At 48.7% G+C, this 23,344-nt stretch carries 18 protein-coding genes and 1 pseudogene; 4 read left to right on the top strand and 15 right to left on the bottom strand.

Translation table 11 applies throughout. The annotated features are described in order from the left end of the window. Window positions 1-75: 75 nt before the first annotated feature. From NSQ46_RS13865 to NSQ46_RS13855, 3 genes are all read right to left on the bottom strand, one after another. Window positions 76-546 (bottom strand): DinB family protein, encoded by a 471-nt coding sequence (locus tag NSQ46_RS13865; RefSeq protein ID WP_342576874.1) that lies wholly within the window; start codon window positions 544-546, stop codon window positions 76-78. A 47-nt stretch (window positions 547-593) separates the two neighbouring features. Next, window positions 594-1,823, bottom strand: coding sequence for an MFS transporter (locus NSQ46_RS13860; RefSeq protein ID WP_342576873.1), 1,230 nt, complete (start codon window positions 1,821-1,823; stop codon window positions 594-596). A gap of 174 nt (window positions 1,824-1,997) precedes the next feature. Continuing rightward, window positions 1,998-2,912 (bottom strand): LysR family transcriptional regulator, encoded by a 915-nt coding sequence (locus NSQ46_RS13855; protein ID WP_040738675.1) that lies wholly within the window; start codon window positions 2,910-2,912, stop codon window positions 1,998-2,000. A gap of 287 nt (window positions 2,913-3,199) precedes the next feature. On the opposite strand from NSQ46_RS13855, the gene NSQ46_RS13850 reads away from it, so the two are divergent. Then, entirely contained in the window at window positions 3,200-4,420 is a 1,221-nt protein-coding gene (locus tag NSQ46_RS13850; RefSeq protein WP_342576872.1) for a peptidase, read from the top strand. A gap of 9 nt (window positions 4,421-4,429) precedes the next feature. On the opposite strand, the pseudogene NSQ46_RS13845 reads toward NSQ46_RS13850, so the two are convergent. From NSQ46_RS13845 to NSQ46_RS13820, 6 genes and pseudogenes are all read right to left on the bottom strand, one after another. Beyond that, window positions 4,430-4,782 (bottom strand): annotated as a pseudogene (locus NSQ46_RS13845) (ATP-dependent DNA ligase); the annotation flags it as partial. Window positions 4,783-4,856: 74 nt separating this feature from the next. Then, window positions 4,857-5,375, bottom strand: a complete 519-nt coding sequence (locus NSQ46_RS13840) for a hypothetical protein (protein WP_210095190.1) — start codon at window positions 5,373-5,375, stop codon at window positions 4,857-4,859. A 52-nt stretch (window positions 5,376-5,427) separates the two neighbouring features. Beyond that, a complete protein-coding gene (locus NSQ46_RS13835; RefSeq protein WP_341341912.1) occupies window positions 5,428-6,429 on the bottom strand; it encodes a hypothetical protein in 1,002 nt (333 codons plus the stop codon). Between the two features lie 259 nt (window positions 6,430-6,688). Further along, complete coding sequence (locus tag NSQ46_RS13830) at window positions 6,689-7,600, bottom strand: tyrosine-type recombinase/integrase (RefSeq protein WP_213615476.1); 912 nt, start codon at window positions 7,598-7,600, stop codon at window positions 6,689-6,691. 209 nt (window positions 7,601-7,809) lie between these two features. After that, window positions 7,810-8,529 (bottom strand): YebC/PmpR family DNA-binding transcriptional regulator, encoded by a 720-nt coding sequence (locus NSQ46_RS13825; protein ID WP_028407082.1) that lies wholly within the window; start codon window positions 8,527-8,529, stop codon window positions 7,810-7,812. A 652-nt stretch (window positions 8,530-9,181) separates the two neighbouring features. Continuing rightward, on the bottom strand, window positions 9,182-12,304 hold the full coding sequence (locus NSQ46_RS13820; protein WP_342576871.1) for a glycoside hydrolase family 2 TIM barrel-domain containing protein: 3,123 nt from the start codon (window positions 12,302-12,304) through the stop codon (window positions 9,182-9,184). A 119-nt stretch (window positions 12,305-12,423) separates the two neighbouring features. On the opposite strand from NSQ46_RS13820, the gene NSQ46_RS13815 reads away from it, so the two are divergent. Beyond that, window positions 12,424-13,248, top strand: a complete 825-nt coding sequence (locus NSQ46_RS13815; protein ID WP_341033226.1) for an AraC family transcriptional regulator — start codon at window positions 12,424-12,426, stop codon at window positions 13,246-13,248. Window positions 13,249-13,264: 16 nt separating this feature from the next. On the opposite strand, the gene NSQ46_RS13810 is transcribed toward NSQ46_RS13815, so the two are convergent. From NSQ46_RS13810 to NSQ46_RS13785, 6 genes are all read right to left on the bottom strand, one after another. Continuing rightward, window positions 13,265-13,432 carry a DUF3502 domain-containing protein gene (locus NSQ46_RS13810; protein ID WP_342576870.1) on the bottom strand — a complete coding sequence of 56 codons (168 nt, stop codon included), beginning with the start codon at window positions 13,430-13,432 and terminating at the stop codon, window positions 13,265-13,267. Window positions 13,433-13,488: 56 nt separating this feature from the next. After that, the gene (locus NSQ46_RS13805; RefSeq protein ID WP_342576869.1) at window positions 13,489-14,847 is read right to left on the bottom strand and encodes an extracellular solute-binding protein; all 1,359 of its coding nucleotides are present in this window, start codon (window positions 14,845-14,847) and stop codon (window positions 13,489-13,491) included. 58 nt (window positions 14,848-14,905) lie between these two features. Next, entirely contained in the window at window positions 14,906-16,663 is a 1,758-nt protein-coding gene (locus tag NSQ46_RS13800) for a sensor histidine kinase (protein ID WP_144865945.1), read from the bottom strand. Continuing rightward, a complete protein-coding gene (locus NSQ46_RS13795) occupies window positions 16,660-18,177 on the bottom strand; it encodes a response regulator (protein ID WP_342576868.1) in 1,518 nt (505 codons plus the stop codon). Before NSQ46_RS13795 ends, NSQ46_RS13800 begins: the two co-directional genes overlap by 4 nt. 200 nt (window positions 18,178-18,377) lie before the next feature. Further along, entirely contained in the window at window positions 18,378-19,289 is a 912-nt protein-coding gene (locus NSQ46_RS13790) for an NADP-dependent oxidoreductase (RefSeq protein ID WP_007130137.1), read from the bottom strand. Window positions 19,290-19,361: 72 nt separating this feature from the next. Then, a complete protein-coding gene (locus NSQ46_RS13785; protein WP_342576867.1) occupies window positions 19,362-20,753 on the bottom strand; it encodes an MFS transporter in 1,392 nt (463 codons plus the stop codon). Between the two features lie 145 nt (window positions 20,754-20,898). Here NSQ46_RS13785 and NSQ46_RS13780 point away from each other — a divergent pair, with 145 nt between their 5' ends. Further along, on the top strand, window positions 20,899-21,786 hold the full coding sequence (locus tag NSQ46_RS13780) for a LysR family transcriptional regulator (protein ID WP_144865957.1): 888 nt from the start codon (window positions 20,899-20,901) through the stop codon (window positions 21,784-21,786). A gap of 324 nt (window positions 21,787-22,110) precedes the next feature. Further along, window positions 22,111-23,310, top strand: coding sequence for an MFS transporter (locus tag NSQ46_RS13775; RefSeq protein ID WP_028406556.1), 1,200 nt, complete (start codon window positions 22,111-22,113; stop codon window positions 23,308-23,310). Window positions 23,311-23,344: the final 34 nt, after the last annotated feature.

Below are 23,344 nucleotides of genomic sequence, written 5' to 3'. Positions count from 1 at the left end.
GCTTTCGCATGCTCATCTAATTTAAGGTAGAATATGTACAAAAGAGTCCTTTGGAGGACTTCTGCCTTGCCTTTTTTAGTACGTTACCCTATTTAGAATCGTCTTGATTTTGTCAAAATGCATGCCTTCATGGTAGAGACAGAAGCTTAGAAATTCTTCCACGGTCGTAAGCTTCAAGCCTTTGGAGGTCGTATACGGTGATTTCACGGTTTCTTGCAAACGATGGGTGTATCGCTCCTCGATCCGTCGAACCTGACCTTCAAGATGCTGGATGATCTCCTCCATCGACGGCCAAGCTGCCTCAATTTCTTTTGGCTTGGTCCCCGAGCGGAACAGCTTTTGGTAGGCCTCCGGCAGCTCCGCCGATTCACCGTTCACAACGAAAGCAAACGATTCCAGCGTGTAATAAATATGCCCGGCATTCCACTTTATATGGTTGTTGATGCCCTCCGGGATGATCTCGGCGTCCGCGTCGGAAACCTGGTGGAGGACATTCAATGTCTGATTCCGTACGAAATCTAAATGCTCAAATATAAAATCTCTCATGTTTGGCACCCCTTCTAAAGGAAAAATTAGTGTGTACCTAATTTCGCTTACATTTCGTTCCCGGTGTTCATTTCACTTATCGATCGGCTCAATGTGGACCCGGTGGTTCTTGATTCAAAAGCCGGCACGATCCGCATAAAAATGACGATACCGGCCGTTCCGGAGATTGTGATGAGCAGCGTTGTTACAAGATCCGGTACATAGGTGCTGATGAATACCGTGACCGAACAAATAAGCAGCGTTACGTTGTGCTTCAGGCTGCTCACGGCCAAATAGGAGCTGCGGGCATGCTCGGGCGGCAGCGATGCGAAATAGCTTTGTTCAATAGGTACCCGTAACACTTCAGCCAAGGAAGCCACAAGCATCATAAAGACCAGAAGCCATACCTGGGTTGTATACGAGATGACGGCATAACTGCCGACAAACACGATCCAACTCAACCACAGGATGGTCCGCTCGCTTCGCCGTCTCACCGTCTGCGCTGCGAACAAGGCTAGCGCCACCACGAGGAGCGTGTTCTCGGTTCGAAGGATCCCGGTCATTTCTATCCCCCCTACGTTCCACCATAGAAACCGCTGCTCAGGCATGTCCTCGGCAAGCCTCATACCGATATAATGGCTCAAGTGATACTCCATGGATAGAACCAAAGCCGTTGATACCCCAAACAGGATGAAGGTCCGATCGGCGAACACTCCCTTATAACTGACGAGCATACGCCGCATATGTCGGCCAGCGCTGTCTTGCTGTTTCACCGGGGGCATATAAGGATCTTGAATCAGAAATACGATCAACAACCAAATAATGAATGAAGCAACAAATAAAGCAAGCAATAGTTCAAATAAATATTCCCGGAACATAAAAGCCCCAATCAAACTGCCGATGGCAATGGATAGGTTGTTGGTCCAATATACCATCGAATAAATTCCTTTGCGTTGTTCCGGCGTGCTTACATCGATCAGCATGGCTTGATTAGCAGGCGTAACCGCTCCGGAGCACATGGCATGGATGATCAGCATGCCAAACGTGATCTCAGGCATCGTTAGAACAGGAGAGTTGCATACCACCATGACTGCAAATGCCACGCATCTGACACCTTCCGCTGCGGCGATCAATCTTTTCCTGCCGCAACGATCTCCTATATATCCACCGAACAAGCTTGCAGCGATGCCAAGAATGACATTGGCTATGAGCAGAACGCTAACCAGCTTCGGGTTAGCGTGCTCGGAAATGTAAATGGACATGAACGGGAATACCATATTGCCGATGGTTGAGCTCAAGAAAATCTCGAAAAGTCTTATTTTTATGTTGTTATGAATGATCGATATTCTCTCTCCTCCATACTCGTATTGGCGCCCCGGTTATCCCGAGTGTATCGTATGGCATGAAAAAAGAATAATATGGATTTCAAGCGGATTCATAAAAAAAATGGATGAATCATAATTATTCGCATCTCATCCTTCGATGGTCTGGTCTGCCGTCCTTATATCGGATTGGATAAAGGAAATGAACGAGCGAATGACGGGCGATTCGGTCCCGTGCTTGCGCGTGCACACCCGAATTGGATGCGGCAGCTTCACACCTTTGACATGAATCCGCTTAAGCTGACCGGAAGCAAGCTCTTTCTTCACGAACAGCGAAGGCAGAAGCGCGATGCCGAAGCCTGATTGAACGGCCTCTGCCGTTTCTTTCAGGCCTTCGATCAGAATCGCACAACGGGGCTGGTCGTATCCGGTGGATCGAAATAACGTGAGCAGCTGGTCACGCGTGTAGCTCCCCTCCTCTCTCATGACAAAAGGCTCCTTCACCAGCTCATCGAGCGTAACCTCCCTCCCGGCAAGCCGGTGGCTGTCCGGGACGGCAAATATCAACTCATCCTCGAGGATGGTGAAATAATCCACGGCTTCATCCTCAATCGGCCAATTGCCGCAAACGATCGAAATATGTACTTGCTCATCCAGCAAGCGCTGCAATGCAGAGCGGGCTTGGCCCTTAAGAAGCTGGATCGCCACTTCAGGATGCTCAAGCTTATAACCGGTTATCCAGCGATGCAGCAGCGTACGTTCAGGAAGTTCCGTCGCGCAAATTTTCAAGCTTCCTAGAAGGCCTGTTTTCATCGCAGCCATGACGCCCTCGATTTCAGCCTCCATTGCGAATAACCGCTGCGAATGCTGAGCCAGAAGCTCCCCTGCTTCGGTAAGACCGATATTCCTTCCCCTGGCCTCAACGAGCTTCAAACCGAGCTCGCGCTCAAGGTTTCGAATTTGCGCGGTGACGGCCGGCTGGCTTAAGAGCAGGTTCTGTGCTGAACGCGTGATGCTTCCTGTTTTGGATACGTCGTTAAATATTCGAAGAGCATGAAGGTTCATACGAATCCCCCCTTTATAATCCATTAACAGCTCCATAATCAATTAGATATCTTATATCCTATAGCAAGCCGATTTGTAAACCGGAAGTTTTTCAATTGGCATGAGGCCGTCCTAATCACATAAACAAAAAGATGAGGAATTTCGTTTTCCGTTTTTTTAGCGGACTGCAACCTTTGCATTTATTTGCCGTCTATGACTATGAATCCAGCACATTTTACCAAGAAAATCGTGCCTGGTTACTTCCTATCGCGTTAGGACAATCTACATAATAATGGAGGAGACCCGTAATGAACAAAATTTACAAAGTACTAGCAACGACAACACTTCTTGCGATGGCAGCCATGCCGGTTGTTAATGCGCAAGCAGTGTCTCCCGCCCCGATAACTTCCGGTCAAGGAAACGTACAACAGCAAGTGAAGGTTGTGCCCGGAACGATGGGTTATATCACCGATTATGTAAATGACAGCAATGGAAAATGGATTACGGTAACCGGACGCGGGCTCGGACCTACCGATCAGAGCGAGATCCGATTGTCGGTGAACCAAGATACGAAGGTCATCGATGCCAAAGGCAATAAAGTACAACTGCAGTCAATCGTCGACAAGAACAAAGCGATCAAAGCATTTTACAGCCCGAATATCACCAAGAGCCTGCCCGCACAAGGTCAAGCATTGACCATCATCGCGCTGGACAGAGACTTCGCGGCGATTGACGGTACAATCTCTGAAATCAGCAAGGCCGGTATTCTTGTGGAAGGACGCAACCTCTACACATCCGATGAGGAGACCATATTGCTCCATCTGGATCCGAAAGCTAAAATCATTGACCAGAACGGAAATACCCTGAAGGAAAGCGAGCTTAAAGCCGGCATGCAGGTGAAGTCTTTCTATGGCCCGGCCGTTGCCATGAGTCTTCCTCCGCAATCGACAACCAACTATATCCTGGTTAACACCGAAGCTGCAGAACTGCCTGATCTTGACCAGCCTGCGGGAACGACCGGCATCATAACCGACACGACAGATGGCAAAATCACCGTCATTGGTCAGGCTCTTGAAACCGGCGGCGTCAACTACGTCATCTTAACGGTGGATGAAAAGACAGAGATTGTAGACAAGAACGGGGCTGCGCTCAGCCGTGACGTTTTGAAGGAAGGCGTGCGCATTGAGGCATTGTACTCCCAGGTGATGACGCTGATTTATCCTGCCCGGACCCATGCCGACAAGATTGTGGTATCCGATACGAAGGCTCCGAAGATTGAAGGAACCGTCGCCGAATCGGAGCGCAATTCGAAGGAACAGCTCTATATCAATGTGGGATCGGATTCCTCCACCGACAATGACGTGATCCTGAACATTTCGAAGGATACACAGATTATTGCGGGACTTGGCCCGGATGCAGAGCTTGCACCTGGTACCAAAATTACGGCTTATCATTCGCCGGTAATGACGAAATCGCTGCCGCCAATTACGGCTGCCGAAGTGATTATCGTTCATCAGAATCAAGAGTAATCGGCCCCATACGTCAAATATGACGAAAGTGGATGGTAGAGTTGCAGTTAATGCAGCGATTTTATCCGCCTTGTTCGCCTGGAAGCGCGTCATAACGGATTCGAATTCGGAGATGCCTTTGCTGGATCAACGCATGCAACTTCGCCGTCCAAAACTATGTCATGTGGAAACAGAGCATTAATTGAGCCGTTTATTTCGGGATATTGACGCGTACAATCGTTGTTATTTCGAGTGTATAGGCGAACGGTACCGTTCTGCTGCGAGTAGATCAAGCGGTGACCATCTATTTTAGGTTCGAATATATAGTGCAAGTCCGAGAACGGGGTTTTTGCTGTTGCGAGTAACATCGGTTCAATAAACATAAAAACGCCTCCTTATCGAATTATAGCGTTTTGCTAAACGATAAGGAGGTGGTAAATTTTAGAGATTAAACTTTTTACTTTTTTTCGTATATTAGATCACCATTAGCTGAAAAGGCCTCGAGTTTACTGTCCGCAGAGTAGGGTTCTTCTAATATGAGGTACCAGAAAGTTAGACCATCACTTAAGGTAATTTTATTTGTTACTTCTCCATTTACCTTAATCTGTTCTATATCTCCTTGATTAATTGATCCATAAACAATCCTAAACGGTACTGTTTCTGAATAGTCCCAAACGTAAGAAATTGGAATATCTTTATCAACTAAAGAGGCACTTCCACTACTATTAACCAATTTCCATTTCCCTGAGTTATATTCAATATAGCTCTCATTAAGACTGTCATCATGAGTGTAAAAAACAACAATTCCATTATCTACTACTTCGTAATGCAATATTTTGTCAAAGCTAATACTTGCTTTCTCTAGTACACTTTTTAACTGATTCTCTAGAGCAGGGCTATCTGGTGCTTTTGTGCAACCAGAAAGGATCGAGATTAACAGACACACCAGTAAAGTGAATTTAAGTTGAATTTTCATTTGATGTCAATCTCCTTGATGAAAAGGCGCATATATAGACGCCCGATTCCTTTTAATATGCTCTGCCTGTGCTAGTACGAGGGTAACGATTATTAACCGATTTATATGTGACAGTAAGTTGAGTATCTTTTAAACCTGTTCCTGAGATTGTTGCAGAAGCATCAAGTTTATGAGTTTTCCAGTTGTGTTCGAAGTCGAGAAAAACTTTGTTTGTAGAAGCTGAGCCTATTTTAGTAAAGTATAGCGTTGCTCTACCATGATCCGTATCATAACTTCTAATTAATATCGACTTGTCTGCAGCACTTCCACAAGACCAAGGAATACTAGATGAGTAAGCATTAGTATCATCAATTGTCCAGATAACTCCATTCGCAGTTTCTTTTTGCTTAGTTACTTTAGAATTGGCAATAGGAACTCCATTGTTATCGTATCCAGATTGACTCTCTTTATATGATATCCTATTTGCCGCAGTAACGCTACCACAATAACGCGCTTCAACTTTAGTAGTAGTTGCGTATGATTTCACTATGCCAATCTGATTATTGCTTCTAATGGCTAAAACATCGTAAGTATCAGCATAATTATCCCATCCAGTGAGGTCCGTGAAGTTAAACTCTCCTGAAAATTGATATTGTTTTGTACTGGAGTTATACAAGATAGTTTCGTCCGTCATTGCCAACTGAGAAGGAGTTGAGAGCGGAGTAACAACATTTTCAGTTTCCGATACTTCGCTCCATCCATTCTCTAAAAGAAACTTTTTGTTCTCCTCTTTAGCTGCTTCCCGATACTTATCATAAATTGCCTTTTCATCTATGACTGCATTGTCTATATTCAAACTAATGCTTTTTCTCGTTTTTTCTTTCTCAATCTCTTCTTCTGCTTTTTTATAAGCATTCTCGTAAATTTGGTCTGTTATTTTTTGCGTTTCCTCAGCTTGTTGAATCTGCTCTTGTGTCGGGAGTTGCTCATTTCCTGCATCTGCAAAAGATATTGCACTTCCGCCGATAGAGAAAGCTAAAAGTAAAGATGTCAAAGTGACTGCTATTTTCTTCATTTGAAACCTCCAGTTGTTAGTATGTACATCAATTTACAATTTTTGAGACAAACATACAATAGGAGTATTTAACTGTTTATTCCAATATAAAACCAAAAAATGGGACTTTCGTATCTAATTTGGATGTTTTGGAACTTCTCTATCTTTCACACGCTACTCAATAACCATCGCTATCATAGCGCCTCCATTTTGTAACGAAAATTTTAATTGATTCTCTTCTTAAACATTCAATTATTTCAATGAGAATATAATGCAAACTCTATAAGTTCATTAACGGGCTTGTTGTTTTTGCCAACTCAATTATCTGTTCATCTTGAATTGACTGTAGATAACGATTAGTGATTACAGTCGACTCATGTCCTAATAATCTGCTAAGACTGTAAACATCTAACCCTAATCTTAATTGTTTTTGAGCATAGTAATGTCTCAGTGTATGAGGACTGCAACGAATGTGTTCTCGAACCTTAGCCTCCACTCCAGCTTTTTTGACTATTACCTCAATTGCAACTACAGTAAGAGTTTTACCATTTTGGGATAGAAAAAAATTGGAATCAGTCATGATTTTATCTTTAAAATATGCCTCTTTTACTCTCTCGTATTTAATAATGTACTTTTTCAAAAGAGGTGAAATGTATAAATGTCTTTCCTTATTCCCTTTTCCATGAATCTTTATAACACTATCTCTTACATCAAGAGAACTAAGCGTACATAATTCCAAATTTCTGATTCCTAAGTCCACAAAGAACATCAGAATTAGCTTATTTCGTAAACTTAAATAGTAATCCCCTTTAAAAACGTTAAGCATCCTTTTCACTTCATCATCATTGAAAGTCTGAATTAGAACCTTTGGTTCCTTCATCCACTTCAAACCTAGAACAGGATTTCTTTTTTCAGCAACATATCCTTCTTCTACATTGAAACGGAAAAACGAACGAATGTTTTTTTGTATTCCATTGATATAGGTTTCAGATAAACCTTTGTCTTTTAAGTTCCTAAGATAGGCTTTGATATGGGAAGTATTAACTTCTTCCACTTCAGTCACTTCAAATTCATTAATCAAAAAATTTAAGAATGCTCTGTTATTATTTCTATATCCTTTTATAGTTCGGATACTATAATTCTTGATCTCCAAATCAAATAGAAACTCTTTGTAAACATCCTCTAATAACATAAAAAACTCACTCCTTGTATAGTTATTTCATACAAAAAGTGAGTTAAAATAATGAGTACTTCTAGAAAAACGTTCATCATCATAAATTTCTTCAATCAACATAATGTATACCATCGCTGATTGAGGAAAACAGTGAAATTCGGATATCTACCCATATTTGAATCAGCAGTAGGAGCTTCTAAACACTGAATTTAAAGGATTCTTGTATCCTAATCTTCAAACTCCACGTTATGATACACCTGCTGCACGTCCTCGAGGTCTTCCAACGCATCGATCAGCTTCTCGAACTGGGCAACTCCGTCCTCCGGCAGGGTGACGAAATTTTGCGCCAGCATTGTCAGCTCGGCGACGGTAAACTCGGTTACTCCTGCATTCTTGAACGCTTCCTGAACCGCATGGAATTGATCCGGCTCTGCATAAACGATAACAGCCTGATCCTCTTCGATAATGTCACGGACATCCAGGTCCGCTTCGAGCAGAAGATCCATAACCTCCTCGGAAGTTTTGCCCTCTACGCCGAATACGGCTGTCTCATCGAACATATACGTAACCGATCCGCTGACACCCATATTGCCGCCGTTTTTATTAAACGCTGCCCGTACAGCGGAAGCTGTACGATTCACATTGTTCGTCAGCGCATCGACAATAATCATGGAGCCATTCGGCCCGAAGCCTTCATAACGAAGCTCTTCATAGTTCTCATCGCCGCTGCCTTTGGCTTTCTCGAGCGCACGGTCAATGATGGCTTTCGGCACGTTATATGTTTTGGCACGCTCCAGAACGACCTTCAGTGCACGGTTGGATTCCGGATCCGGCTCACCCTTCTTCGCGGCGACATAAATTTCAACGCCGAACTTCGCATACACGCGACTTGTATTCGCATCCTTGGATGCTTTTTTCTCTTTAATATTATTCCATTTACGGCCCATACTTTTCCGCTCTCTTTCATCATTGAATCTGTAGCCGGTATTCAACAAATACCCTCGTCCATTATATCTCTATTAGAGGAGATGAACAAGTTAAGAGCGAAGAAACAGGGGATGTGGAAGGATAACAGCCTTTCGCTCATCCCCAAGCTGCGTCCGATACCAAACTGGTCAATAGGGCGTAAAGTAACTCGGATATGGATGTTGAAAGTAACGTTAACGATACAAGTCCTTTCTGGGGACTTGCTGCGGCGCGTGTGGAGCCCGGTTCGCTCGTACAAGTCCCTTTTTGCAGCTAGAATAGAAAGTAGACACCCCTTAGTGATAAAACGATAATGAAACAAAGGAGACGAGAAGGTGTCCAAAAAATGAGTGGCCATAGACAACATTATAACGAGACATTTAAACGTGAAACCGTAAAGTATGTGCAAGAACAATCGAAGACGGTGGAGCAGATCGCCGATGAATTGAGTATTCGTGCACGAGTCTGTCAACCATGGTGAAACCTTACGTCAGCGGGGCAACCGGCAAGCTCTTCTCTTCTCTCCACTCCCACCCTCCAATAAGGAAACGACCGTTTCTCCTAAGCGGGAAACGGTCGCTTCTTATTTTTATGGCTCGGTGGTTCTTCGGTCGTTCCTTTTAAAACTTCAAATTACTTTCCGAACGCTTTTAATGTTAGTGCCAGGCTGTATTCCCGGTTCGCGTACAGGATATGCTCCGGATGAGGCTTTGCTCCCCAGCTGTCGTCACCGCCGACGCCCATTTGCTTCGCCATGAGCCGGATAACGGTTTTGTCGGAAGCCGGCAGCTTATAGGCATGATCGCTCGCCTCGATTTCGGACGGCGTATACGGCAACGCATTAAATTCAAACCTGGTGTTACCTTCGAACAAGAAACCCGTTCCGACTTTGTTCTCCACCGATGCCCATCGAACTTCCGTCTTGTTTCCGCATTCCTGCGGCCGCAAATATGGAACCCATTGATCTTTGACGAGCCCTTCATATTTACCGATCTTCGCTCCGCTGTTCCGGTCGGAATAATTCTCAAACGGGCCCTTTCCGTACCACTTGATTAAATCGAACGAGCCTTCCATTGCAAACAGCAAGCCGACTTCCGGGATTTCCGGCAAGCCCTCGCCGGGTGTGAGCCGCATCCGCACATCCATCGTTCCGTCGCCTTGAATGCTGTATTCCAGGGTACAGCTGGATTCCGGTACGGTCGGCAATGCATAGCGAACCCTGACATCTGCCGAAGCCGGAGCTGCACGATAGGAGAACTCGAGCAGCCTCCGCTCCATGCTGGCTGCGCGCCATATTCCGCTGCGCTCCTCCAGATTGTTCCCGCGGTCATTATCCACCATGGCCCGCCAGAAGTTCGGACGGAGCGGCACAGCGATAAGCTCTACGCCTGCGGCTGCGTAAGAAACCAGTTCCCCCGTAATTTTATCAAAAACAACCGCAAACTCCTCCCCTTTTACGGTAACCTGATCCTGTTTCATGTCCAGCTTTACCGGCTTCTCGGCAGGAATCGGGTTCACTCGAGTCTTCTGAACGGCCGGAAGCACAAACTGTCCGAAGGCAACCTCATGCCCTCGTTCAGCCCATGTCGTGCCTTCTTTCAACTGAAATCCGAAGGTTGCGATAAATTCATCACCGGCCGATCCAGCTTCCGCATGCTTCAGGATGTCCGTGACGTCAACATGGATGACGTCGCCCGGCGCGCAAGGAAAAACGCGTTCGCCTTCCGCGACTGGATCGCCGTTACGCATGAGATTCCATACAAAATCAAATTCCGAAAGATCCGTAAACAGATACTTGTTCGTTATGCTCAAGCGGCCATCCGATAGCTTGCTTCCATCAAATCGGACGCTTTGATAGCATTTTTTTACTTCAGCGATCTTCGGCGACACGGTTCGATCCGCAAAGATGAGGCCATTGCCGCAGAAGGTGCCGTCATGCGGCGATTCGCCGAAATCTCCGCCATAAGCCAAGTACTCCTCGCCGTCTTGGTTGCGGGTAAGAATGGATTGATCGATCCAATCCCAGATAAACCCTCCCTGAAGCACCGGATACCGGTCGAACAGCTCCCAGTAGGCGCTTAACCCGCCGCAGGAGTTGCCCATAGCATGGCTGTACTCGCACAGGATGAACGGTTTTGGCGGGTTGTTTCGGGCATAGCTCTCGATATAATCGAGCTTCGTATACATATGGCTTTCGATATCAGATGCCGCATCCGACCGGCGATCGTGGAACACGCCCTCGTAGTGCACGATGCGGGACGGGTCATTATCTTTGAAGTAACGGTACATATGAAGGAAATTGTCTCCGCCGAACGATTCGTTGCCTAGCGACCAGATCACGATCGACGGATGATTTTTATCCCGTTCATACATCGACTTGGATCGGTCCAGCACGTTGCCTAGCCATTCCGGCTTGCTTCCGGGGATCGTATCCTCTTCCTCTTTCTGCCCGTAGCGCCAAGTTCCGTGGGTTTCAAGATTCACCTCGTCAATGACGTATAAGCCGTACTCATCGCATAGATCGTACCATTTCGGATGGTTCGGATAATGGGAGGTCCGGACCGCATTGATGTTATGTTCTTTCATCAGCTTGATATCCGTCAGCATCTCTTCGACGCCGATCGCGCGGCCCTTCAGCGGAGAAAATTCATGGCGGTTGACGCCCTTGAATTCCACCGTCTGTCCGTTAATCTTCATCAGCCCGTCTTGAATCTCAAACCGGCGAAAGCCTACTTTGCAGCTTACGTATTGAACGGGCTCGTTTCGTTCATTTTTCAAACAAACGACCAGCGTATACAAATTCGGATATTCCGCGCTCCATAGCTTTGGAGAATCGACCTGGCCAGGCAAAGTGATCGTCTGCGCCTTGTCGGTGCCGAGCGTGAAGCCTTCCGATACGGCATTGCTCCACACCGGCTGCCGATGCTCGTCAAACAGCTGCATTTCCAGCGCCATTTCCCCTTGATGCTGTTCGCTATAATTGTTGATTCGCACGGCAACGTTCAGAGAAGCATTCTTATAATCGTCATCCAGCTCAGGGAGCGCTTTAAAATCGTAAATATGGGCATCCGACGCCGTGTAAAGGTACACATCCCTGAATATGCCGCTCATTCTCCAGAAATCCTGATCCTCCAGCCAGCTGGCATCACTCCAGCGATATACCTCGACGGCGAGCTTATTCTCGCCCTGCACCAGGTAAGGGGTAAGATCAAATTCAGCTGGCGTAAAGGAATCCTCGCTGTATCCAACCATCTCTCCGTTCAGCCAAACATAAAATGCCGATTCAACGCCTTGAAAGCTGATAAAAACAGGTTGGCCGCTCCAGTCGTCCGGAACTGCGAACGTTTTTATATAGGAACCGACGGGATTGTATTTCGTCGGCGCGTAAGGCGGTTTCAAATTCTCCTGCTCGACCCAGGGATAACGGACGTTCGTATATTGTGGGTAATCATAGCCTTGAAGCTGCCAATGCCCGGGGACGGTAATCTCTTTCCAGTTCGACGCATCATAATCTCGTTTGTAGAAATCCTTGATCCGCTTCTCCGGATTTTCCGCCCAAGCGAATTGCCATGAGCCGTTTAAACTCAAATAGTTTCGGGAATCCTCGAACCTACCTTCGATAGCTTCCTCCAAAGTGTCATATGTAATGAGCGTGGCATGGGCATCCATGCGGTTCAATTGAAAAATTTCAGGGTTATTATTCCATTCGGGATAACCGTTCGCTGGCGGGCTGTAGATCCACTTCGTCTTTCCCAAATTCCGTTCACTCCATTTCTGTTATAATTATATTCACATTATAGAGTGATGAATTTTCTTTTTTCCATTAAACGATATTCAGCATGATTTAAATATTTGAAACCGAGGTGCAGACTTCTATGGATATTATCCATTTCTGTCATCTGAGTGAATCGGACAGACGTCTTCCCGTGTATCTTACGTCAGCGGGACAATGGAACCACCAGGAGCCCGTTCATAGGCCTGACGGCTTCGCATCCTACCAGTGGCTCATGATCTTGTCGGGTGAAGGAGCACTCTATACAGACGACAGCGTTTATTCCGCCAAAGCGGGGCAGGCGATCTGCCTGTTCCCGGATGTTCCGCACCGCTATCACGCACTCCAGGAGCCATGGAAACTGATGTTCATTTCCCTGGAGGGCAGTCTATGCGGGCCGCTTCTCGCCCAAGCCGGAATTACGAAGTCGGGCGTGTATACGATGCTGGACCCGGATAAGATGCAGGCGGTTTTTTCAAGCATCATTGAGAGTGCCGGCTCAAACGACAGCCATGCCGGCGTGGAATGCTCCAAGCTGCTTTACGCTCTGCTCCTGGATATCCCCATGCAAATCCAGGCCAAGCAGCATACCCGGCATCAGCATTTCGAGCGGCTGCAGCCTGTTATTCGATACATTAAGGAATATTGTCAGCATCCGCTAACGCTCGATCTCTTGGCGGAACAGGCTGGCGTCACCCCGCAATATTTGTGCTTGCTGTTCAAAAAAGCTTTCAATTTAAGACCGATGGAATACGTGAATCGGGAGCGCATTCAATTAAGCAAAGAGCTTATGGTCTTGGAGCCGCAGCTTAAAATCCAAGAGATTGCCGGCATGGCCGGATTTGAGCACACCAGCTATTTTTGCACGGTTTTCAAACGATTAGAGGGGGTTTCCCCTGAAACATTCAAGAAATCTCAAAGCTATTAGATTTCTGGATCCCGTGTTACTTGCTCGTTGCTGCGAACGCGTCAAGCTGATCCTGCAGCTCGGCTATAAACGTTCTGAAGCCGGCTTGATCCAGCTGCTGTACGGCATTCACCAAATCCGATTCGATATCGCTCGTCATCCCGACCGCTAAAGGCACGATATAACGGGATTTCACCTTCTCCATGGCTGCCATCTCCGCCGTGACTTTCTGTGGGTTCAGGACGAAGCCTGCGAGCGGGCTCAGGCCGTTAGCTTCAGCCCGCTTGAGGCCTTCCTTTTGTAAATACGTACTGATGGCCTGCCATCATCGGGATATTTCTCCGGAAGGCTCATGTAGCCATCATGCAGTCCCGTCCAACCGGGCTTTTTGTTTTCTGCTTTAATGCCCTCATAGCTCACAAGACCGCCGTCGAGCTTGTAGTTCTCACCTTCGACACCATACATCAGCAAATTGTAATACGTTCGGTCCGTATGGGCTTTCTCGATCAGCTTCAGTGCAAGCTCCACATGCTCGGAGTGCGCACCCACCGAGATCATCGTCGTACTATCCGGGGCCATAAACGGCAAATAGGCTGGCGTATGGTCAAGAAAATAATCGAACCAGCCGTATTCATAATCCGGATGCAGCTCTTTCAGCACCCCTATGTAACCGCTGCTGACGGCTCCGAAATGATTGTTGAATTCAAGCGGCTTCTCGTCGGCTTTCATCCATTCCAGCGTTTCGCTGGTTGCATTACCCTGAGCGGCAAGGATGTCGCGGCTGACGATGCCATCCTCATACCATTTCCGGGCCCGCTGCAGAACCTGCTTGTACTCCGGTGTATCATATATGCTGACGGCTGTGTAAGGATCTTCGACCGAGACAACCGCATAGCCCTTTACCAGCTCGATATACTTGGAGCCTGCCGTCAGGGTCCAGATATTATCCGCGAAGCGTTTATCATTAATCATCGGGGTCTCCGGATATTCCTCTTTGGCCCGGTAAAGATACTGTTCTGCCGTATCCAGATCTTTTATTTCCGACAGTCCCCAAGCTTTGCGCAAATCCTCCCGGTACAACATGCCTTCGCCTCCCCCGCCCGGCTTGTTGTACTGCGGAATGCCATAAAGGCCGCCGTTGATCATGACGCTGTCCAGCGAGCCCTTGTAATGGTCGACCAGATCAGGGACTTGTCCGAGCAAGGGCGCCAGGTCGGCAAACGCATTTTTCAAGGCAAAGGTTGTAAAATCGGACCATGCCCCTCCCACGTAAAGGTCATATTCTTTGGATGCAATCGCTTTGCTGATCTGATTCATTTCATCTCCCCAGGGAATGTAATCGAAACGAATAGTCGCTCCAAGATCCCGGATCGTTAGAGCATCGAGCTGCTTATAGAAATTATCCATCCCACTGGCCGGCGGACGGCCCATGGTAATGGCCCTCAACTCCACAACCGGTGTTCCACCAGGGGTTGTTATCATATCCACCGTATCCACCGTCTGATCGACCGCTCCCGTGCCGGGTCCTTCATTCCAGCAAGACGTTAAGACAACGGCGAAAACGGTCGCGAAAACGATGAAACAGGCCGCAGGCAAACTTCTGATCCGTATTGATTTCAATGCATTTCCCCTCCGTAATGACAGCGAAGTATTCTGCTGCCATAATCCATCCTGTACGTTATGAATCCGGTTCTTCCGTACCCTTCATTATGGCCGGAACGTCGATATACACGGTTGTCCCCGCTCCTTGGAGCGAGCGCAAATCAATCCCATTCGGCTCGTTAAAGTAATATTCCAATCGTTTCCGAATATTGTTCAGTCCATATCCGCTGCCGCGATGCTTCGAGGTGCGCGTATCCGCCGTTCCGATCCCCGGTCCGTCATCGCTTACCGTCAACTGCAATCTGCCATCCCGGGTGCTGCCTCGGATAATGATTTGCCCCTCACCCTCAGGCTTTTCCAAGATCCCGTGCACGATCGCATTCTCAACGAGCGGCTGCAGGGTAATCTTCGGCAGCAGGCACGCTTCAGCGGACTGCTCCACCTCAATGGCAAATCGGATCTTTCCCTTGAACCGCTTTTGCTGAATGGCCGCATACATTTCGCACAGCCGCAGCTCATCCTTCACCGTAACGAAGTCCTCGCCCTTGTTCAGAATCAGCTTATAGTAATCGGACAGCGCATACACCACATGCTGAATGTTCTTCTTCTCATCCTTCTGCGCCATCCACACGATCATATCCAGCGTATTATACAGAAAATGCGGATTGATCTGGGATTGCAAAGCTCTGAGCTCCGCGCCTTTAATCTCCTGTCCGAGGCGGTATTGCGTATCCATCAGCTCCTTGACGCTGTTGATCATATAATTGTAGCTCGAGACCAAATGCCCGACTTCATCCTCTTGGGTCGCGATATCCAAGGTGCTCAGCCGGCCTTGCCGGACCTGGCTCATCTTGTTCATTAGCAAGAAAATCCGCCGCGTAATGGATTTGGTTACCGGCATGATGCATACCAGTAGAGCCAGGCATACGGCCCCATACACGATAAGCACTTGATTGCGAACCTGATTGACCGCTTGAGCGGCCAAATCGGCTGAAATGACGGAATGCAGAAACAGATTCGTCGATCCGATTCTTGAATCCCTAACCAGATACTTCTTGTTATCCGTTGCGACGGGCTCGAACCGCTCCCTGGTCACTTGTTTCGTAAACAACTGCTGCCGATGCTCCAGCTCATCTTGCCCGTTGCTGATCACGACTTCTCCGTCCTCGGTCTCTACGTATATCAGCTGCTCTACGGCCGTGTTCATGACGTAGGATTGAAGCTGGCCCAGCTCCACCCGAATCGTAACGATGCCTACCGGCGTCGAATAATCGTTGACATTCCACAGCACTCTGCCAAGGATCAGCTGCGTCTTTGAAGGCGAAGCCTCATCCTCTGCCAGGACCCACACCGCATCCCCTTTGGCTGCCATGATCTTCTGTGCCCATGGAAGGTCTTCTACTCTCCCGATCGGCCGGTACATAGCCGCCCGGGGACCTGTAACGACAAAGCCGTCATCAATGTAATAGACGATGCCGTTCATCTCCGAATTCGTCTGCAAGATCCGCGTGTAGTCCGTAATCCGCTCGAAGGCGGACAGCTGCTCCCATACCTGCATGTAATCCGGATCCTGAGAGAAGACGGCATTCATCTGCTCATCAATCATAATCATCGACGATACTTCCTCAATATGAGAGAACTTACTCGACAACAAGGAAAGGGTTTGTTCGAAGCTCTGATTCGCGGCATAGCTCTGCCGGCTGATCACGGAATCTCGGAGCTGCCCATAGGTAGCGAAAAACGTGATTACAAGCGGAAGGATACCGGCAAGCGCAAACAGGATCATCAGCTTCTTCTGCAGCGATAAATTGCCAAGCCACGCCCCCAGCTTCATCCGCAGCGCTTCTTTCGATATTCAACCGGCGTCAAGCCGGTGGACGTTTTGAATACTTTGGTAAAATAGCCCGGACTCGCATAACCGCACATTCGAGCTATATCGGCCATTTTGAAGTGCTCCCCCGCAACGAGCCGTTTCGCCAGCTCCAAGCGGTAATCGTTCAAATACTGCTTCATCGTCGTCCCCGTCTCTTGTTTAAAGAGCATGCCGAGATGAGCGGCGGACAGATGGACATGATCGGCAATCTCTCGAATATCCAGATCCGCGTTGCTGCAATGTCTGGATATATAGCACAACACGGTACGGACAACGTGCGAATAGGGAGAAACTTCTTCCGCTTCTTTTTGGTAGGCATGACAGATGCTAAGGATAAACTGCTTGACTTCCTGCATGGACCGGCAGGCATTCAAATGGTTCTCGATCTCTTGGAATTGATACACTTTACCGGTTGTCAGCAGCACTCCGCCTCTTTCGCTTAGCATCGCGTGTGCAAAGGAGAGGATCCATGACATAACCCTCGTTCTGGGCATATATCCGCCATTCATCAGCCGGTCGCAAAAGGATTCCATCCACCCGGTCAGTTCATTCGGGCTCTGCTTCAAATAGTGATAGAATTCCAAATAGATGTCGCCCTTGATCATATAAGGAATCCACGAGGACTTATCGTATACGATGATGCTGGTCCGGTGCCGAAAGAAGATAAGCTCCAGGGCAATCTCAGATTCATGGAAGCTTCTTGGCACTTCATCGAGATGCGGAACGACAGAGCCGACACCGATCCGAATCTCCCTCCCGCTCCCGCATAAGCGTTCTGCCGCATGAAGGACAGCTCCGCGCTCATTCGGGCTACGTAGCGGAACGATCATCAGCTGCCGGTTCTGATCAAGCTGTTCCGTTAAGACAGCTGGAGCATAGGTTCCCCAGTCATTGTCATTCGGACTCGTTATCGCCCATCCTTGGCCCTCTTGATCCCATCGTGATACGACCAAGCATACATAGCTCACATCCGCCGGAAACCTTGCCGCATCGCATATCCGCCTAATTTCATCCCCGCCAAGCGACTGCGTACGCAAGACATTGGCCAGTTTCGTTCGCTCCAGTTCAAGCTTTTGATCCAGCAGAACATGCCGTTCTCGTTCTTGCTGAATGAACCGGATCGTTTTCCGGATGGCCTCCTCCATCTCAGGCAGCTTGATCGGTTTCTCGACATAGTCTACGGCTGCGAGGCGGATCGCGCTTTTTAAGTAAGCGACGTCCATATAGCCGCTTATAAAGAGCACCTTGCTGTCCGGACAGGCTGCAACCAACCGTTCCGCGAATTCAATGCCGTTCAGCTTGGGCATTCGGATATCCGTAATAACAATTTCCGGTCGATGAATGGTCGCCTTCCGAAGCGCTTCAGCCCCATCCTCCACCTGAAGAACCTCGCTGACGCCATAATCCTCCCAGTCAATAGACTCCACAAGCCCTTCCCTCGTGTAAACGTCATCATCTGCAATCAGCACTTTCATGCGGATTCCTCCTAATATCCTATAAATTCTGAGATTTTATAAACTACGGATAGCGCTTTCATATAATTCTAATGAATACGCTCTGCTATTAAATATACATGATGAAGCCTGGGTCTGGTATCAGTTCCGGCAGTGACTGGCTTAAGACATGAAAAAGCCGCGATCATCGCGGCTTCCATTCGTAAAAGTCTCAGCTTGGCTTATAAAGTTAATACCACTTTTCCTCGTCCGTGGCCGGTCTCTACCAGGCGATGCGCCTCCTGCGCCAATGCTAGCGGATAGGTTTGGCGGAGATGGATCCGAACGGCCCCTTCCTCATACAGATCGGTCAGCTCTTGGAGCCTGGCTGCGCTTCGCATGCCTTCCAGCGCAGGTACGCCAAGCTCGTCGGCGGTCTCGCTCGCTACCATCGTTCGTATCCGTTTCTTGTCCGGAACAAGCTCTACCGAAGCCCTAAGCGCCTCGGCTCCTGCGGCATCAAGTGCAGCATCTACGCCCTGGGGTGCAATCGCGCGTACCCGTTTCACAAGTCCTTCCCCGTAATGGACGGGGATGACGCCGAGTGAACGCAAATAGTCATGGTTTGCTTCGCTAGCCGTACCGATGACGACCTTGGCCCCCCAGCGCTTAGCCAGCTGGCAGGCCCATGTGCCGAATCCCCCTGCCGCGCCATGGATGATCACGGTATCGCCATGCCCGATGCCGATCGCCTTCAGGGCCATATGCGCTCCTTGGCCGTTGCCGGATAAACCTCCTGCAATATCCCACGGCATATACGGCGGCTTCGTTACGATTTGGTCTGCACTGACTACGATATACTCCGCATAGCTGTTGAATAGGGAGAAGCCTAGCACCTCCATACCGGCCTCGAACCCCTCAACCCCCTCGCCTACCTGATCAATGACCCCGGCAAACTCATTCCCCGGAATGATGGGCAGCGGTTTATTACGGACATAGGATATCGTTCCTTCCCGTACACGGCAATCAAAGGGCATCACGCCGGCAGCTTTCACCCGAACTCGCACGGTGCCGGGACCTGCGGAGGGGTTCTCCATTTCCATCAGGGTTAAGACTTCCGGAGGACCGAAAGTGGATACTGCCATGGCTTTCATATACAACCTCTCCTTTATACGAAATTAATTTTGACAGATATAACTTCCTTCGCCCTTTCCGCACCTGGACTTTCACCCTGTTGAGGAAGCATCCTGAAGCTTCTTCGACCGCCGTATGAACGCTGCTGCATAGATCATGACGACCGCCATCATCAGCATGGCCAGCAGCAAATAAATGTTGCTGAAGGTATTGGCTTCAGCGCTTTTCTCTCCAATCAAAGGGTTCCAGGCTGAACCGATCCCTTGGTCCACCATTCTTCCGTACAGGCTGGCAAAAACAGCTCCTGAAACAAAATTCAGCATCGACATCAACCCCAGGCCAACACCGCTTTGATCCTTCGGAAGGGCCAGCGATATGGTTTTGGTAAGCGAAATCGCCATAAACGCCTGGCCTACAGTGCCAAAGATTAGGAATAAGGCGATGAGAATCTGCGCACCCATTGAAAAAGAAGACATCATCATGAAGCAGATCATGTATAGCGTCGAGGCTAAGAAGAAAAGAAAGCTGTTGCCCTTGTGATCCGCCGCTCGCCCTCCCGACTTGCTTAAGAGCGCTGCGAGGACAGCAGCGGGTACCAGCACCCAACCGGACCTGCCGTCTCCCATCCCATGCAATTCGGACAGCAGGGTCGGTGTCAGAAATGATAGCGAGTAGCCGATGCCGGTTGTCATAAAGACAATACCCAGGCCCAGCGCATAACGCCTATTCGAAAAAAGCCGGGGACTGATGAAAGGTTCTTCAGAACTCGTTATTCTCAGGAGCAGAGCCGACATAAGCAAAACGAAGCCAATGAATGTCCATGGTGCCACCGACGTTACGAACAGCAGCAGCATGGCAATCGTCCCGGCAAGCAATCCTCCTCCAAGCCAATCCATCCTTACCTTGCGGCCTTGCTGATCATCCTGTAAATATTTGTAGTAAAGCGGCAATAACAGCAGGGTCAGCACAGGCAGCAGGAACAATAGCCGCCAATGCACAACGCTCGACAGCAGGGCTGCCAACGCCGGGCCTGCGGCGCTGCCGACAGCGCCGCCCGTCATCGTAATCCCCAGGGCTCTCCCCCTCGTGGATGACGGAACATAACGAACAGGGATTATTCCTGATACAGCAGGGATTACAGCCGCGCCTGCGGCTTGCAGTATCCGTCCGGCAATGACCATGCCATAGGATAACGACAGCATCCCGACAAGCGAGCCCGCCGCAAAGGTAATGAATCCAAACGTAATCAGGGATTTTAACCGACAAGCATCTGCGAGTTTGCCGTACACTACGCTGCCGACCGCAAACACCAGCAAATACGTGGTGCTCACCCAACTGACCTCTGACATGCTTAGCTTGAATTCATGCCGAATCTCTGGAAGCACAATGTTGAACATCGTTGCATTCATAACCGTAACGGCAAGGGTGAGGGCCACTAAGACCATGAGGCGGTCCGTGGGTGACTTAATTGACCGTTTCTCCATGCATAACACTCCTGACTTAAATGGAATCCCCGATAAATAGAGGAATGACCTTCTGTTTCACTTGTATTTTATATGGCTTCTGGAATAAACTGAAATATATATCCTAACATGTTGATCATATACTTCAGTATATAGGGGGATGAAGATGGAGCTGCTCCAGCTGCGTTATTTTCAGACAGTAGCCAAAATGGAACATATGACGAGGGCCTCACAGGAGCTGCACATCGCTCAGCCTGCTCTTAGCAAGACGATTGCAAGGCTGGAAGCCGATGTCGGCGTCCCTCTTTTTGATCGCTACGGCGGACGGATTCGGTTAAATGCATTTGGTAAATTATATTTGGACAAGGTGGATCGCGCGCTGCGGCTGCTTGAGGAAGGTCAGAAGGAAGTAATGGAGCTGGCCGGTCTCGAGCATGGAAGCATCCACTTGGCAACCTCTACGCTCGACCTGCTGTCCGATCCGCTCAGCCGATTTATTGGACGATATCCTGACGTGAACTTCAAGATCTCCCAGGTCAGTCCGGATGAAATGATCCAACTGGTGGAAGACGGGCGGGCCGATATGTGCTTTACTGCAATAGCCCTGGAGCAGCCCTTTTTGTCCCAGGTTACCGTGCTGAGCGAAGACATCTATTTAGCGGTACCGGCGGGGCACCGGCTGGCGGGTCAAACGAGTGTCCGGTTGTACGAGCTGGGCGGAGAATCGTTTATTGGATATAAAGAAGATTTTATTTTTCAAAAGATGTATGACGAGTACTTTCGTGAAGCGGGAATCCGTCCAAAGTATGTATGCAGGGTGGATGAGCCGCCGGCGGTTGCCAGCCTGGTTCGAGCGGGGATCGGGGTTGCATTGTACGGATGCAAAAGCGCTCAGGACGGTAAGCTTACGCTGATTCCGATCACGGAACCGAAATGCAGGCGCGATTACCGGCTGGTCTGGCATAGCAAACAATATCTGTCTCTGGCTGCCCGCACATTTCGCGAGTTCTTGATGGATTATTTCAAGGATCCCGCTGGAATCACAGCCCTATAAACAAGCACAAAACAAAGAGCCACCCCTATCATCAAGGGAGTGGCTCTTATTTCGTCTATCTGTACGTTTAGGCTTGAAGCTGCAGGCCGTTCCAGTACCTCCTGCACATAGCCTGCTCCTGCACATAGCCTGCACGAACGATAATATCGCCGAAGTATACGCCTATTCCTCTGCAGCATCATAAACACGGAAAAATAAACACTTGTATTTTTATAGACATTTTATTATTATGTCTATGTATTAAACATCGTTATGCGCATTCGTTTGTTTGATTACGTTATTTAGCTTGATTCATTCGATAGCCTAGAAAGGAGCCCTATTTCCGTGTCTAACAATCCCTACGTCCGCGTCATTTTGCTGTCGCGGGTGTTTCTCAACCTGGGCATTTGGGTCCGTAACTTTGCGATTTTGCTGTACGTTACGGATTTGACCCAAAATGACCCGCTGTACGTCTCGCTGATATCCGTTGCGGAATATGCGCCGATCTTCCTTTTTGCGATCATCGGAGGAACGTATGCCGACCGCTGGCAGCCCAAACGAACGATGCTGGGGGCTGATATGCTGTCCGCCCTTTCCGTATTTCTCGTATTGGTCGCCGTTCACCTCGGATCATGGCAGGCTTTGCTCGGACTAACCTTTTTCTCAGCTATCTTCTCCCAATTCTCGCAGCCTTCCACGATGAAGCTGTTTAAACGTCATGTGCCGGAGGAGCAGCTTCAATCGTTGATGGCGATGTTTCAATCGATGGTGGCTTTCTTTATGGTCATCGGTCCGATCGCCGGAGCTTTCGTCTACCAGCGGTACGGCATCGAAATATCGCTGGTCGTTACGGGCGTGTTATTCAGCGGATCCGCACTGTTCCTATCCCGTCTGCCAAGAGACGAGAAGAATGCCCGGCCATCTCATAAGCCTGATTTTAAACGAGAGTTGACGGAAGGGTTTCAGTATGTCTGGAATCGGCCCGCCTTGCGCTCTCTTGGCGCTACGTTTACGGTCGCCGGGCTGGCGGCAGGCCTGATCCAGCCCTTATTGCTGTTCGTCACGATCGAGAATCTGGGGAAGGACAAAGCGTTTCTTCAATGGCTGCTGACAGCGAACGGTGCGGCTATGCTCGTTGGCGGTGGATTCGTCATGTGGTTGGCGAAGAAGGTTTCCCCTCAAACTCTACTGGCCGCTGGACTTGCCGTCAGCGCCTTCGGAACAATCGGTATCGGCTTTTCTACCCATATCCCGCTAACGCTGCTGCTTCAAGTCGTGAACGGTTTTTTCTACCCTTGCATCCACATCGGCATCAATACGCTGATCCTGAAAAATACCGACAGCTCCTTTATCGGCCGGGTAGGCGGCATTCTCACCCCGATGTTCATGGGCATGATGGTCATCGGCATGTCGCTGGGCGGCATGTTGAAAGGCGTCTCCTCCTTGGTTACCGTCTACTCGATCAGCTCCATCCTGTTCCTTGTTGGCGTCCTCTTCCTCCTTCCGTTATTGAAACGAAGCGCGGTTTCCAAAGGAAGCGTTTGATCCCTATCCGAAATAATTCAAGAGCCTCACCCTG

The sequence above is a fragment of the Paenibacillus sp. FSL M8-0142 genome (assembly GCF_038597315.1).
GTDB classification, from domain to species: Bacteria; Bacillota; Bacilli; order Paenibacillales; family Paenibacillaceae; genus Paenibacillus_AQ; species Paenibacillus_AQ lactis.
Note: the sequence above shows the minus strand (reverse complement) of the source record. Positions and strands in the feature narration are given on the sequence as shown.